The sequence below is a fragment of the Corynebacterium sp. HMSC036D03 genome, assembly GCF_001836185.1.
Lineage (GTDB): Bacteria > Actinomycetota > Actinomycetes > Mycobacteriales > Mycobacteriaceae > Corynebacterium > Corynebacterium simulans.
Window position 1 is genome coordinate 146113 of record NZ_KV827737.1, and the last position, 14368, is coordinate 160480.

The 14368-nt window shown below is 60.9% G+C and carries 14 protein-coding genes and 1 pseudogene; 9 read left to right on the forward strand and 6 right to left on the reverse strand.

What is annotated here, in order from left to right:
* Positions 1-14 precede the first annotated feature (14 nt).
* The 3 genes from HMPREF2692_RS05410 to HMPREF2692_RS05420 are packed head-to-tail and all read left to right on the forward strand — an operon-like array spanning position 15 to position 1210.
* A complete protein-coding gene (locus HMPREF2692_RS05410) occupies positions 15-275 on the forward strand; it encodes a helix-turn-helix transcriptional regulator (protein ID WP_061920672.1) in 261 nt (86 codons plus the stop codon).
* Between the two features lie 6 nt (positions 276-281).
* The gene (locus HMPREF2692_RS05415) at positions 282-755 is read left to right on the forward strand and encodes a hypothetical protein (protein ID WP_061920670.1); all 474 of its coding nucleotides are present in this window, start codon (positions 282-284) and stop codon (positions 753-755) included.
* A gap of 2 nt (positions 756-757) precedes the next feature.
* Positions 758-1210, forward strand: coding sequence for a hypothetical protein (locus HMPREF2692_RS05420; protein WP_070823050.1), 453 nt, complete (start codon positions 758-760; stop codon positions 1208-1210).
* A 230-nt stretch (positions 1211-1440) separates the two neighbouring features.
* Here HMPREF2692_RS05420 and HMPREF2692_RS05425 read toward each other — a convergent pair.
* Positions 1441-4586 (reverse strand): annotated as a pseudogene (locus HMPREF2692_RS05425) (error-prone DNA polymerase).
* A 134-nt stretch (positions 4587-4720) separates the two neighbouring features.
* On the opposite strand from HMPREF2692_RS05425, the gene HMPREF2692_RS05430 reads away from it, so the two are divergent.
* From HMPREF2692_RS05430 to HMPREF2692_RS05445, 4 genes are read left to right on the forward strand one after another with little or no spacing between them, the layout of a single operon-like run.
* On the forward strand, positions 4721-5578 hold the full coding sequence (locus tag HMPREF2692_RS05430; RefSeq protein WP_070432687.1) for a MetQ/NlpA family ABC transporter substrate-binding protein: 858 nt from the start codon (positions 4721-4723) through the stop codon (positions 5576-5578).
* 4 nt (positions 5579-5582) lie between these two features.
* Positions 5583-6485 (forward strand): MetQ/NlpA family ABC transporter substrate-binding protein, encoded by a 903-nt coding sequence (locus tag HMPREF2692_RS05435; protein WP_070823053.1) that lies wholly within the window; start codon positions 5583-5585, stop codon positions 6483-6485.
* A 33-nt stretch (positions 6486-6518) separates the two neighbouring features.
* Complete coding sequence (locus HMPREF2692_RS05440) at positions 6519-7580, forward strand: methionine ABC transporter ATP-binding protein (RefSeq protein ID WP_201057414.1); 1062 nt, start codon at positions 6519-6521, stop codon at positions 7578-7580.
* The gene (locus tag HMPREF2692_RS05445; RefSeq protein ID WP_061920659.1) at positions 7577-8257 is read left to right on the forward strand and encodes a methionine ABC transporter permease; all 681 of its coding nucleotides are present in this window, start codon (positions 7577-7579) and stop codon (positions 8255-8257) included. Before HMPREF2692_RS05440 ends, HMPREF2692_RS05445 begins: the two co-directional genes overlap by 4 nt.
* On the opposite strand, the gene HMPREF2692_RS05450 is transcribed toward HMPREF2692_RS05445, so the two are convergent.
* The gene (locus tag HMPREF2692_RS05450; RefSeq protein ID WP_061920825.1) at positions 8244-9098 is read right to left on the reverse strand and encodes a sucrase ferredoxin; all 855 of its coding nucleotides are present in this window, start codon (positions 9096-9098) and stop codon (positions 8244-8246) included. The genes HMPREF2692_RS05445 and HMPREF2692_RS05450 overlap by 14 nt on opposite strands.
* A gap of 104 nt (positions 9099-9202) precedes the next feature.
* Here HMPREF2692_RS05450 and HMPREF2692_RS05455 point away from each other — a divergent pair, with 104 nt between their 5' ends.
* Positions 9203-9823 (forward strand): AMIN-like domain-containing (lipo)protein, encoded by a 621-nt coding sequence (locus HMPREF2692_RS05455; RefSeq protein WP_061920657.1) that lies wholly within the window; start codon positions 9203-9205, stop codon positions 9821-9823.
* Here the strand turns inward: HMPREF2692_RS05455 and HMPREF2692_RS05460 are convergent.
* Together HMPREF2692_RS05460 and HMPREF2692_RS05465 are read right to left on the reverse strand one after the other, a co-directional pair.
* Positions 9820-11388, reverse strand: coding sequence for a DNA polymerase Y family protein (locus HMPREF2692_RS05460; RefSeq protein ID WP_070432684.1), 1569 nt, complete (start codon positions 11386-11388; stop codon positions 9820-9822). The two genes, HMPREF2692_RS05455 and HMPREF2692_RS05460, sit on opposite strands and share 4 nt — an antisense overlap.
* A 170-nt stretch (positions 11389-11558) precedes the next feature.
* Positions 11559-12068 (reverse strand): hypothetical protein, encoded by a 510-nt coding sequence (locus HMPREF2692_RS05465; protein WP_371326280.1) that lies wholly within the window; start codon positions 12066-12068, stop codon positions 11559-11561.
* A 58-nt stretch (positions 12069-12126) separates the two neighbouring features.
* Between HMPREF2692_RS05465 and HMPREF2692_RS05470 the strand changes: the two genes are divergently transcribed.
* Positions 12127-12540 (forward strand): hypothetical protein, encoded by a 414-nt coding sequence (locus HMPREF2692_RS05470; RefSeq protein WP_070432682.1) that lies wholly within the window; start codon positions 12127-12129, stop codon positions 12538-12540.
* On the opposite strand, the gene HMPREF2692_RS05475 is transcribed toward HMPREF2692_RS05470, so the two are convergent.
* Positions 12537-13679, reverse strand: a complete 1143-nt coding sequence (locus tag HMPREF2692_RS05475; RefSeq protein ID WP_141744831.1) for a hypothetical protein — start codon at positions 13677-13679, stop codon at positions 12537-12539. The two genes, HMPREF2692_RS05470 and HMPREF2692_RS05475, sit on opposite strands and share 4 nt — an antisense overlap.
* Before the next feature lie 35 nt (positions 13680-13714).
* Positions 13715-14368, reverse strand: a complete 654-nt coding sequence (locus HMPREF2692_RS05480; protein ID WP_061920647.1) for a response regulator transcription factor — start codon at positions 14366-14368, stop codon at positions 13715-13717.

The following is a 14368-nucleotide window of genomic DNA, read 5'->3' on the forward strand; positions in this document are numbered from 1 at the left end:
CAACACTTTGGTTTATGTCCCCAAAGAAAAAGCCGTCTTCCCCAATTTTCAATAGGGTTCGGTTGCTCCGAGTCGAGAGGGACATGTCGCGCGCCCAGCTTGCCGACGCCGTCGGGGTCAACCCCCAAAGCATCGGCGCCCTTGAGCGTGGCGATCACTCTCCCAGCCTCGACCTCGCATTCAGCATCTGCGAAGTATTCGGCCTCCCTGTCGAAGCCGTCTTCTCCCGCACCGAATTCCAGCCGCTATCCACCGAGATCTATCGAAAGGACTAACTGCTCATGGCAACCACAGCTGCTAAAGCTCGCGTCACAAATCGCAACCGCCTCATACGCCTCGCCGACGTCGGGCTTGCAATCATCGTCTTATCCATCCCGCTGCAGTTCTGGGACGATTTCACGTCCTTCATGCTGGCCTGCTTGGGTAGCTGTGTAACCGGCTTCGGCGTGTCCAAGCTACGCAAGACTATCGACTCCGCCGACCTACCCACTATCGAACTCGACGAGTACATGCTGCAACTTCATATAGAGGCCCGCGAAGATGGACTTAAGCTCGCCTTGTTTTCTTCCATGTTCATGTTCGTGGCCTGCGGCGCTATTGCTCTTGGAACCCGCTTTCTTGATTCCATGGACGGAATCTTCGTGGCCAGCTTGTTCTTCAAGCTGATCATGCTGCAAATGCTGTGGGTTCCATTCACCGTGGCCAAGTCTCTGGCAGGCAAATTCAACCGCGACGAACTAATTTCTGGGGATTAATCATGCCTATCCGCACCAAGTACTTCTATTCCAGCTTCGTCGGACTGTTCATTGCACTCGCCGCTATAGCAGTCAATCCCTTCTCCAACGTCATTGCGATGTTCTTGTGGGTCGGCGGCCTTGCCTGGCTCGTTATCTGCCTGGGGCGCCTTCAAGTTCTAATCGGAAAAGACAATATGGACCCAGCCTTCGCAGACGAATATCAGCGCAGCCGCATCGATCGCGCGCGCAGCAACGTCTTCAAGTACGCGTATTTTGCCCTCGGCAGTTTAATGGTGCTGATGCTCTGTCTGCCGTTGCTCGACCTAGTTGGACAAGACGTTCCATGGCCGGAAATCGTGCGCTGCCTAGGCATGCTTGCCGGCGTATTGATGTTCGGGGCATCGCTGACTCTGCTCGGCACGATCGCCCTTGGCATGGACACCGATAATCGTGCCGAACTCGTAGCTTCCTAGACCCCTTTTTAAGTATCCTGCTCCCAGCCGTCGACAACTTCCTGGATGTCCGCGTGGCCTAGGTCGCGTGCTTCCTGCTTGGAGATGTACTCGCCGGATTCGTAGTCATAAGGGATAGGCTCGCTACTTAGAAAAGGCCAGGTAGAGCAGGAAGAAAAGCAGGCCCGCTGCCAGCGCGGGGTGAATGTTATGCGGCTTTACCTGAATACGGGGGGATTTCTCGCACCGGCCTAACGGAAATCACGCGAGCCGCGGGAGAGCCACTCACCCATGGCAAGCGGCTCCAGCTTGTCTGCCACCACATTGACCGCGCCCGTGGCATTTTGCACGATGCCACGAATAACCAGCGCTTTAGACGTCCTGGCCACGGTCTTGTTGAGCTGCCACAGCCCCGGTGAGACCATCACGTTCATCAAGCCGGTCTCATCCTCCAAGCCCAAAAAGATGACGCCGGCGGCAGTCTGCGGACGCTGCCTATGCGTCACGATGCCCGCAATCCGCACCCGTGTACCGTCTGGAACCTGCCGCAGCTGTGCGGCGGTGCAGACATGGGCGTCGTTAAGCGCGGCGCGCACGAGCTCCATCGGCTGTTTGTCGTGGGTAACGCCAGTACTGGCGACGTCGGAAGCCATCAGCTCGAAAGCGCTCATGCCAGGCAGGCTCGGCGCAGAAATAGCCGAAAGCCCTGCAAGCATGCCCGCCTTTTCCGTGGCCGCCACCCCCGCCTGCCACAGCGCCTGACGCCGGCTTAGCCCAAAGGTCTCCAGCGCACCGGCACTGGCCAAAGCCTCCACATGCTCCACGCTAAGCTCCGCCCGCCTAGACAGATCCGCGATGTCTTGAAACGGCGTCTGCGCGCATGCATCCTCGATACGCTGCGCGGCCTTCTCCCCCAACCCCTTGATGAGGTTAAGGCCCAGCCGGATCGCCACCTCGCCGCCGTCTTGGACCACCGCACGCGCCTGGCACCCCGAAGCGTTCACGTCCAGCGGAAGAACTTCCACGCCGTGCCGCCGCGCATCCTGAATGAGCGATTGCGGCGAATAAAAGCCCATCGGCTGCGCCCGCAGCAGACCCACGCAAAACTGCGCCGGATAGTGATACTTCATCCACGCCGAGAAGTAGACCAACGAGGCAAAAGACTGCGAGTGCGACTCTGGGAAGCCATAGGCTGCAAAGGCCACGATCTTGTTCCACAGTTTGTCCGCAACCTCGCCCTCGATGCCATTCGTCTGCGCGAGCCCATCATAAAACGCTGCTTGAGCGCGGCCATCCGTGCAGGCGAGCGCTTCGAGCCCATCGCACGCCGCAGGTCATCGGCCTCCGCTCCGGAAAAGCCTGCGGCGTCGACGGCAATCTGCATCAGCTGCTCCTGAAACAGCGGAATGCCCAGCGTCTTGCCCAGAGACTTCTCCAGCACCGGGTGGTCATAGGTCACAGCCTCCTTACCGTCGCGGCGGCGCAGATAAGGATGCACCGAACCGCCCTGAATCGGGCCGGGACGAATGAGCGCAACCTCCACCACCAAGTCGAAGAACTTCTGCGGGCGCAAGCGCGGCAGCGTGGACAGCTGCGCGCGCGATTCCACCTGGAATACCCCCACCGCATCGGCGCGGCAGAGCATGTCATAGACCTCTTTTTCCGCTAGGTCGAGCTCCCACAGATTCACCTTGTACCCGGTGGTCTCCTCCACCAAGTCCTGCATGTGGTGCAGCGCCTCCAGCATGCCAAGGCCCAGCAGATCGAACTTCACCAATCCGGCCGCCGCGCAGTCATCCTTATCCCACTGCAGCACCGAACGCTTTTCCATCCGCGCCCATTCCATCGGCACCACGTCCGCAATAGGACGGTCACACAACACCATGCCGCCAGAGTGAATGCCCAGGTGGCGCGGTTGGCCGAGGAATTGCTCCGCCAGCTTAACGACGCCCTCCGGCGGCTCCGAAAGCCCCTTCGACCAGGAATCGGCGCTGCCTTGGGGAAAGCCCAAGGCACGCGCTGCATCGCGAACAGCGCCCTTGCGGCGATACGTAATAACGTTGGCCACCTGCGCTGCGCGCTCGCGGCCATGCTTGTCATAGACGTATTGAATGACCTCCTCGCGGCGGCCGGATTCGATGTCGATATCGATGTCCGGTGGGCCATCACGGTCTGGCGAAAGGAAGCGCTCAAAAAGCAGCCCCGCGGAAATCGGCTCGGCGTTAGTGATGCCTAAGGCAAAACACACCGCGGAGTTCGCCGCCGAGCCGCGACCTTGGCACAGGATGTTGGAGCGACGGCAAAAATCCACGAGGTCACACACGATGAGGAAATACCCTGGAAAGGTCAGCTGCTCGATAACGCCTAGCTCGTACTCGATCTGCTTCCACGCCCGCGAGCGAATCGCAGCCGGGCGCGAGGCATAGCGCTCTTCTGCTCGCTGCCAGGTCAGGTGCGTCAGCCAAGACATCTCGGTATGGCCTTCAGGCACCTCGAAGTCAGGCAGGTTCGGCGCGAGCGCATCCCAGGTGAAACTGCACTCCTTTAATACTTTGACAGTCTCAGCGATGAGCTCCGGCCGCTCCGGAAAGAGCTGCGCCATCTGCTCGCCTGAGCGCAGCCAGCCGGCACCCATCGGGGGCACATCGGGTTCTGCCTGGTCCAGAGATTTTCTTTGGCTAAGCGCACGCTTTGCCGCGGCTAGGCGCGCTTCCTGCCGTGTGGCGGCAGCGGGTAAGGCAGTGGCGATGGCGCGCAGATTATTGCATTTATCCAGTTCAGCGTGGCGATCTGCGTCCTCAGGAGACATCGTGCAGGAATATTCAAGTACTATGCTGTCTATTTTTATTCTTTCGAGCACATGATCGATTTTGTCCAACCATTGCCAGTCCAGAAGGAACAGGCAATAATCTTGCAAACGCTCCGCAATTACTTCCAACGGCGGGTAAGCCACCTCGCCCTTCACACCTGCATCCATGCGCGCTTGGGCAATCAATCGCGATAGCCGGCGGTACCCCTCGGGGGTGCGGGCGAGGACGACAAGAGGGCCGTCGACAAGCGAAAGCTCCGCCCCAAACACCGCCGGCAGCCCCGCCTTAGCGGCGGCTTCGGCAAATTTCATCAGGCCATAAAAACCGTCCTTATCCACCAGCGCAAGCCCCTCTAGCCCCAGCTGCATCGCGCGCGCCACCAGCTCCTCCGGCTCCGAGGCGCCGCCCAAAAAACTATAGGAAGAAACCGCATGCAGCTCCGCGAAAGGCACGGCCGAGACCCCGCGCTCGAGACCCTCGCCCCGCTCCCCCAAGTGCTCCACCGAAACGGGCGTTGCGGCAGGACGGCCGGAAAGAATCCGCTCCACCCGCGACCAAGACAGCGCCGCCCCACCATTGAACCTCATGGGGAAAAGATATGATCGAAACTATGTTCTAGTCAATTTTTCAGTCTCACCCAAAGCGATATAGACAAAGCGGTTCAATCATTGCTAGGTTTCTTGCAACAAACGTTATTTCACTCGAAGGGACACCTCATATCATGCGTATTCGCCGCGTTCTCGCTGCTTCCTCCGCAGCCGTCATCGCAGCCACCAGCCTGGCTGCTTGCTCCTCTGGCGATTCCGACGGCAAGATCGTCGTCGGCACTACCGACGCCGCTAAGAAGGCATGGTCCGCCTTCGAGGACGAAGCCGAGGCACAAGGCCTTGACATCGAGGTGCAGAACTTCTCGGACTACAACACCCCGAACCAGGCGCTTGACCAAGGCGAACTGGATACCAATAACTTCCAACACCTGAAGTTCTTGGCGGAGTTCAACAAGGGCAACGGCACCGACCTCGTTCCGATCGTCGCCACCGAAATCGTGCCGCTGGCATTGTTCTGGCAGGGCCACGACTCCCTCGACGGCATCGAGGGCCAGGAAGTCGCCATCCCGAATGACACCACCAACCAGGGACGCGCCATCAACGTCCTCGTACAGGCCAAGCTGGTTACGTTGAAGAAGGAAGGCCTCATCACCCCAGGTCTGCCGGATATTGACGAGGCAAAGTCCAAGGTCAAGGTCGTGCCTGTCGACGCCGCGCAGACCCCCACCGCCTACGGCGAAGGCAAGCCAGCCATCATCAACAACTCCTTCCTCGACCGCGCCGGCATCGACCCCACCACCGCCGTATTCCAGGATGACCCGAACTCCAAGGAGGCAGAGCCTTATATCAACGCCTTCGTCGTTCGCGCAGAAGACGCCAACAACGAGGAGATTAAGAAGGTCGCCGAAATTTGGCACTCCCAGGCCGTCCAGGACGCCGTCGCAGAGGATTCCAAGGGCACTTCCGTTCCGGTTCAAAAGTCTCCGGAGGAGCTGAAGAAGATCCTCGACCGCGTGACAGAGCAGAGCTAGCGCCGTGCAGCTGAAAAAGATTGCTGCGCTGGCTGCGGCAAGCATTGTTGCAGCCACGGGCCTTGCGGGTTGTTCTTCCAAGTCCTCCGAGTTTGCTGCCGGCACCGCAGAGGATCCAATCATCATCGGCACCACCGATGCCGAGCTTCCGGAGTGGGACGTATTGAAAGATCTCGCCGCCAAGGAAGGCATCGAGATCGAGATGAAAAGCTTCACCGACTACGCCACCCCGAACCAGTCTCTGGCGGAAGGCAGCACCGACACCAACAAGTTTCAGCACCTGAAGTTCCTGGCGGAATACAACGCGGGCAACGGCACCAACCTCGCTCCGGTGGCCTCCACGCAGGTCTACCCGATGCCGCTGTTTTGGAAGGGCCACAAGGATATAAAGGGCATCGAGGGCCAGGAAGTCGCCATCCCGAATGACGCCACCAACCAGGGCCGCGCCATCAACCTGCTGGCCGCCAACGATCTGGTGACTTTGAAGGAAAAAGGCAAGCTAACCCCGGATCCGGCCGACATCGACGAGGCCAAGTCAAAAGTCAAGGTAACCCCGGTCGATGCTTCCCAGACTCCGTCGGCATACGGCGAAGGCACCCCTGCCATCATCACCAATTCCTTCTTCAAACGCGCGGGCATCAACCCTGCTGAGGCAGTGCTTTACGACGACCCCGAAGCTCCCAGCGCCGATCCCACCATCATGTTCGACCCATACATCAACGTCTGGGCAGTACAAGAAAAAGATAAGGACAACGATAAGGTCAAGCGCTTAGCGCAGCTGTACCTTTCACCAGAGGTCAAAAAGGCAGTGCAGGAGACCACGGGCGGCACCACCATCTTCGTGGATCGTCCGCAAAATGAACTCCAGGAAATCCTGGATCGCTTGGAGACTTCCTCCGCCGAGTAAGGTCTTAAAAAGGTTTTAGCCAGTCACAACAATATGAAGGAAACGCCTCACGTGACAGATAATCCCGGTGCCAAGCACGGCACCCGCATTGAGTTCCGCAACATCACCAAGGTCTTTAAAAATAACAAGACCGAAACCAAGGCGCTTGACGACGTCTCGCTGACCGTCGAGCCCGGTGAAATCGTCGGCATCATCGGCTTTTCCGGCGCGGGGAAGTCCACGCTGGTGCGCATGATCAACGGCTTGGATAAGCCCACCTCGGGCCGGCTCCTACTGGATGGCACCGACATCGTCGGCATGCCGGAGTCCAAGCTGCGTGGTATCCGCCGCAACATCGGCATGATTTTCCAGCAGTTTAATTTGATGACCTCGCGCACCGCGGCAGGCAACATCGAATACCCGCTGCGCCTAGCCGGTATGCCGAAGGAAGAACGCAAAAAGCGCGTGGAGGAGCTCCTGCAGTTCGTGGGCCTTGGCGATAAGGGCTCGAATTACCCGGAGCAGCTCTCCGGCGGTCAGAAGCAGCGCGTGGGCATCGCTCGCGCGCTGGCGACCAACCCTTCGCTGTTGCTGGCTGACGAAGCCACCTCCGCACTCGATCCCACCACCACGCACGAGGTGCTGGATCTGCTGCGCAAGGTCAACCGCGACCTGGGTATTACCATCGTCGTGATTACCCACGAGATGGACGTGGTTCGTTCCATCGCGGATAAGGTTGCCGTCATGGAAGCCGGCCGCGTCATCGAGGCCGGCAGCGTCTACGAGGTCTTTTCCAACCCGCGCACGGAGGTCGCTTCCAAGTTCGTTGCCACTTCCCTGCGCAACACCCCAGACCTGGTAGAAGCAGACGACCTCCTCGCCCACGAGGGCCGCCTTTTCACCATCAACCTGACCGAGAACTCCGGCTTTTTCACCGCATCGGCACGCTTGGCGGAAAAGGGCGTGTCTATCGCAGTGGTCCACGGCGGTATCACGACTCTGCAGAAGCATTCCTTCGGCAAGCTCACCGTGCGCTTGAACGGTAATGCCGCCGCCATCGAGGAGTTCTACCGCACCCTGCAACGCACCACCGAGATTGAGGAGATTTCCCGATGAACGTGACCTACCAAGCTGCCGCTGATTGGGATCGCTTGGGCGATACCCTCATCGAGGCCATCCAAGACACCCTCATCATGGTCGCGACGACCCTGGTGGTCGCAGGCCTGCTCGGCCTCGTTTTAGGCGTCTTGCTCTACACCACCCGTCCAGGTGGAATCCTGCAGAACAAGGTTGTCTACTTCATCATCAATATCCTGGTGAACTTCATCCGCCCCATCCCGTTCATCATCCTGCTGGCCTTCGCGCAGCCGCTAACCGTGGCGGTCCTCGGCGGATCTATCGGCCGCGAACCTGCGACCTTCGTCATGGTCATCGCAGCCACTTTCGCCGTGGCCCGCATCGTGGAGCAAAACCTGGTCGCCATCGACCCCGGCGTCATTGAAGCAGCCCGCGCGATGGGTGCTTCCCCTTGGAAGATCATCACCTCGGTCATCGTGCCGGAAGCCCTTGGCCCGCTGGTTCTGGGCTATACCTTCCTGTTCATCGGCATCGTAGATATGTCCGCAATGGCCGGCTACGTCGGTGGCGGCGGCTTGGGCGACTTTGCCATCGTCTACGGCTACCGCGCCTTCGAGTGGGAGGTCACCGTGGTGGCCACCCTGATTATCATCGTGCTGGTTCAGGCAGCGCAGTTCTTCGGCAACTGGCTTTCCGCCAAGATCATGCGCCGTTAATATCCCCCGCGTGCACACCCACTGCGTGCCACGCCTTTGAGGTCTTCGGACAGTCTCCACACGAGGAGATGACCCCGGAGACCTCTTTTTGTTCCAGCTCTACCCGCCAGGTGCGGCCGTCGTCATGGTGCACGGTATTTTCAAGCGCGTGCAATTGCCCATAGCGCAAGGCCTCCCCCGCCTCGATCAGCTCCCGCGCGACTGCCAGTTCCGCCACCTGCCCGCGCGGATCATAGAGCCCGCTGCCGCGATTGCCCGGGTAGAAATACTCCCCGCGACGCGCCGCCAGCAGCATCTCACGCGCCGCCTCAACGTTAAGCCTGCCAAAGGAATAACCCCACGGCATCAAAAGAATCGACGGAGCGAAACGATGCCCCTTCGTGTGCGAGGTCTCCCATACCTCCTCCGGGAAACTTGCAGCCAGCTCCGCCGCAAGCGGGCGCCCCTTGACCGCACAGCACACGTCCCGACGCCCGTGGGTACAAATCAGCACAAGCGGGCGGGAAAGAACACCGTCTTCCGGCACCGCAAAATCCAACCCCAAGATGCCTTCCGGGCCGTCTAGGAGATGCTCCATATAAACTCCGCGCTCGGCCCAGACCACGTAGCAGCGATGCTTGCCGTTAATGCTGCGGCCTTCCTTGCCGGGCTTGCGGATAAGCTGCAGCCCTGCCACGCCTTTGAGCTTGGATTTAAGTTCAGCAGTGAGTTCCGGGCCGAAGGTCCCGCCGTCTAAGACATCGCGCGACCAGCCGTTTGGCCACTCGAAGAGCACAAATACGCTTTCTTTCTTGGCAGTGCCCGGAAGCGGCTCAACCTGTACGTCGGAGCAAAAAGTCATGTGCCACAGCTTACCTGCCATCAAAATGAAAATGATGACAACAATGTGGTTAAGAATCCTGCCTTGGCTATACAGAGTCGGTGGCTAGGCAATAGTCTGTTTTCATGCCGAAATTGTCCTCCCTCGTGCCTGCTCTCGCTGTCCTTACTCTCGGATCTGTAGCTTTGGTAAGTTGCGCTAGCGACACAGAGGATAAATCCAGTCTCGCGTTCACAGAGGCGGTATCTACTACGTCCTCTGTCGAAGGCGCCCCCACGACCTCTGCTCCAGCCGGTGTAACCCCGCTTGGCGTCACCAATCTCAGCCGCAAGACAGAACGCCCCGCGGTGCCTTCCCAGCTGGTTGTCACCGATGTTCGCGTTGGCAATCACGATGGCTTCGAACGCGTCGTCTTCGAATTCACTGGGGAAGGCAGCCCCGGCTGGTTCATCGACTACACAGACAAGCCTCTGCAGCAGGGTTCCGGCAACGCCATCGACTATGAAGGCGCCACGGCTCTCAACGTCAACATCGACGGCACCGTTTATCCCTTCGAAAAAGACATGGCCGATCCCAATCTCGGCTCCACCCCCGGCGCAGGCGGTTTTATCACCGAGGTCAAAAGCTCCGGTACATTCGAAGGCCGCTCCCAGTTCGTGGTTGGCCTAAAGGAACGCCACCCATATTCCGTGCAGGTCCTGGAAGAACCCACCCGCCTGGTCATCGATTTCCTCGCTGCCACCTAGCAATAGGACGCCTCCACGCTCCACCGCCCGGCCGCCCAGACCAGCAGCCAGGCCCGCTGATTCTGCGTGCCTTGGCCTACCACTTGCAAGCGTGCGAGCCTTTGAGCTTCCTCTCCCCACCACGCAGTATCCACCGGCCATGGCCCAGCCCAGCCGATGACCTGATAGCGCTTGTTACCCCAGCTCAACGCCACTGGCGCCGCGCTCAATAGCGCTTCGGCGGTGACGTAGACGTCGCGGGAGGAATCGTCGAGAAGCCGGATGCGCGAGGCAGGGTGCGCCAAACTTGCCGGCAGCGGCGAGGGAATTCGGCCTGGCCAGCTGCCCTGCGGAGCGGGGTCGCGCTGCTCGCCGTAGGGGACGTACTCGATGCGCTCTGCCACCCCACGCCCGCCGGCCTCCCGCGGCTGCAGTACTCGATCCACGCCCAGCTGCGATTGCACGCGCGCGATGACCCGCTTGGCTTTGTCATTGCTCTTCGTCTGCCCCCACAGGCCCTCGCCCTCCGGCGCCGCGGTTTCTACCGGTTCCAACGCCAGCCTGACGACGCCGCCTTCCGCGCCCGCCCGCGCCGAGCTCAGCCAGCCATCCAGCTGCCAGCGGACGCGATCGGCCGTTGCGCTTTCATCCAGGGCCTCCTGGGTACGCCACACGCGCTCCAGCACCGCGCCGCCTAGAAACTCCGCGACGACCCGCAAACGCACGCACGTCTGCCCTGCCTCCGCGAGCACGCTGTGCAGCTGCGCCGCCAACTGGCGCGCTGCAAAGGCCGCGGCGTCCACTCGCTCTAAGGGTTCTTCATAGCTGACCTCCACCACCAAATCCGGCCGCGCAAGCTCCGGCGCCACCCGCCTATCCGGGACGGCATTAGCTATGTCATGACAACGCCTGCCTGCCTGCCCAAAGCGCGTCATTACTTGCCTAGCCGGCAACGCCGCCAGCTCACCAAGGTTGCTAATCCCCAGCTGCCGCAGCTGTTCTACTACTTCTTTCGCACAGCCCAAAGACACCTCTGCGGCCAGCACGCTTAAGGGCTGGCCCGCCAAAAACTCCCGCGAAGCGCCCTCCGGCACCACCGCGCCCAGGCCATTGTGGCGGGCAGCGATGAGCGCCGTGGCGATTTCGTCTGCTACCCCGACGGTGGCGTCGAGGCCGGCGCGGGAGGCGGCGTCGACAAGCATGTGCACCGCCGTGTCCTCACCGCCGTGGAAACGCCCCGCCGCAGCAGCATCCACGATGACCAGGCCCGGACGCAGCACCTCGATGGAGGAAGCCACCGCATCCAAGCCGGTGGCAATCTCGGCGAAGGCAGCGCCATCACGATCCGCGTTAAGCTCCTCGACGCGCAGCTCTGGCAGCACCGCCTGCGCCTGGCGCAAGCGCATCCCGCGGCGCACGCCGGCTCGGCGCGCGAGGCCATCGCATACAACGACCTTGTGCTGCGCCACGATAGCTGTAGCCCGCTCCCGCGTTGTGCCTCCCCGCGCTGCACCTACCCGCACCGCCTCCTGCATCCGCAGCGCCTGGACCGGCCAATCTGGAAACCACAGCGCCGCGACCCTCATACCGCCTCCAGCCGACGCCGCTGTCCGCACGTCACCGTGCCGCGCCGCGCTCGCACGCCCTTGGACTCCACGTTTACTGCAATATCCACGCCGTTAATGCGCCCACTTCCGCGCCCCAGCCCGCGGAAGCTGGTGACTTCCGCTTCGATTTCCGTGGTGGTTCCCGGCAGTCACACGCCCACCGTCACCACGGCCGCCTGCCCGCCGCGGATCCTCGCCAGAACGGGCCGCGCTTTCGACGGCGTGACTTCCCCAACCCCGCGGTGAATAACGACATCGAGGCCTTCCGCCAACACTCCCGTCACCGACCACGGCTCAGCGCCGGGATCCGGGACGACAATCACGCGGCGCAAATCCCCCGACTCGGCCACTTGTGCGAGAGACAGTTCCGGCCAGCCGACGACGCCGACGTGTCCACCCTGTGCGCTAATATGACAAACAAGCTCGATGATAAGCGCAGGACACTCCCCGCAATACACCGCACTGCGCCGCGCGAGACCCCCACCAGGAAGCAGCCTGGCCAGGGAAGAAGGCACCTCCACCACTTCCTCATCTGGCTGCACTGCCGGGGTGATTCGAGGCGCTTCCAGCTTGTGCATCTGCGCCCGCAAAGCGGCAATCTGGTCCGCGCGACTCTGCCCCGCGGCCACCTCCGCCATGCGAACACTTGTTTGATTCATGCCTCCATTATGGCCCTTCCCCCACGCTCTTGCAATTGCAGTGATAGCGTTAACCGGCATGACTGCCCATGCCAGCGATATCCGCCACCTCGAGACCCCAATCCCCACCCCACACTGGGTACGATTGGGCGCTTCCCTCCTCATCGGCGCCGCCGTGGCTGTGTTGGTCAGCGATGTCCACTTCGGCATCGCCATCGGGGTTGGCCTGCTTTTTCTCATTGCGGCCTTCACCCTCGTTTTTCTGCACCCCTACCGCACGCAACTGCGGGCCTACGCGGACAAAAAGAACGTGACGATGCTGCCGAATATCAGCCAGCTCATCCCCCTGACGCTGCTATGGCTCACCGTCATGCTCGCCCCTCTTTTCGCACTTCCCGTCTGGGGCGTGGCCGTGACCTGGCTGCTGATTTCCGGCGCCGCCTTTTTCGTATTCCCCCACGTCGACGGCACCCGCAAACTAGCTTATGCCTAGCCAGCTTCGTTAAAGCTATCGAGCTCCGTCGGGTCCGGCCAGTATTTCCTGGTCAGGCTATGCTCAACCGGCACCTTCTTTGGCCCGTCGGGGGTAAAGCGCATGCCGACGTGGCCGTCGAAAAGCGTGATGCCATCGCCGCGGGTATCAAAAAGCATCGTGCCAACGGCCGTAACCTGCTCATCCTGGAGCGCTTCGTCCGCGTGGAAGAAACTATCGTCGACATCCTTCGGGAAAACACCGAAAGGCATGGTCAGCTGGATGCTGGCCGCCCGCTCGGCTTTATCCGACGGCGAGGTCAAGTCAAAGTCTGCCTCAGAAGGAAAAGGCGTTCCCTCCTCTGCCGCGCAAACCAGAGAAAAGTTCTCCCAGCGGCATACATAATCTGACTCGCGGGCAGGAATGCGGAAAGGCCTTTGATCTCGCACCAACTCATCGCGGTTTTCATCCCACGGCTTCACATTCACGTTGCCCAGCCCCACCGGGCGCCCGCCATCGCTGCCTGGCAATGCGCGCTCGAAATCCAGGTAGGCATCGTCGTAGCCGTCATAATCAGATTGCAGCTTCTCCAGGCCATCGCCCACGACCAGTTTGTCACCATCTAGGGAGTAAGAGACCTTCTGGCCCTCCGCGTAGGTCACCGTGGCCTCGGTGCCCTCGATGTCGACGTCCTCGACGCGCGGGGCAATCTTAATAACGGAGTCTTTAGCCAAATCCTCACCCGCGAAGAAGAGCACCGCCTCGCCTTGATCCTGGGAAGGCTCGGACTTGCCCTCGCTGTTGTAGCGGCCGACACGGTCGTCGATAGACACGACTGCGTAACTCATCGGCGCGCACGGGTCGAACTGGTTATCCACCAGCCCCAGATCATCTCCCATTCCGAGGGAATGCCCGCGCGGGCTATCCAGCCCCACCTTGCGCTGCATCAGGTAATAGCCAGCATAGGTATCGCCTAGGTCAAAGAAAGGATCCGCGCATCCTTCAGCACCTTCCACGGTGTCCTTATCGGCCTCGCCGCTCCACAAATCAACCATGTTGAACTCCGGTTCCTTGGAGTCAGACGCAGCGTTTGGATCAAAGAGCGGCTCATCTTTTGAACCCGCAGCAGAGCACGCAACAAGGCTAAGGGATAGGGTCACGCAAGCAATAGGGAGAGATAGACGCATGCAAAAACTTAATCCAGATCATGGCTAGCCGCCCAGCGAGTCAACTGATGACGATTCGACTGCTGCGTCTTGCGCAAGATATTCGACGCGTGCGTCTCCACCGTCTTCACCGAGATAAAGAGACGCTCGCCAATTTCGCGATACGTGTAACCGCGCGCGAGCAGCCGCAGCACCTCGAGCTCGCGCCGTGTTAGCGCGTCGACCGCCGGGTCCACGGATTCGTCCGGCGCACCGGGCTTCGACTCGGCAGGCGCACCCGATGCGAATGCATCGAGCACAAACCCCGCCAACCGCGGCGAGAAGTACGCATCCCCCTCATGCACCCGGCGCACGGCCGCGGCCAGCTCCGGGCCTGAAATATTCTTCGTCACGTAGCCCCGAGCGCCGGCACGGATGAGCGCGATGACGTCCTCCGCCGCGTCCGAGACACTCAGCGCCAGGTACACCGGGCCCGAGGCGCCACGCAGCACGGCCAACCCGCCGCCGTCCGGCATATGCACGTCAAGCAGCACCACGTCCGGGTGCGCCGACTCAATCCCTGCGACCGCTTCGGCGACGGTACCCGCGTCACCTACAACTTCGATATCGGCAGCCTGAGCGAGCTCCGCGCGCACGCCGGCGCGGAAGACGGAGTGATCATCGACGAGGAAAACGGAAACCAT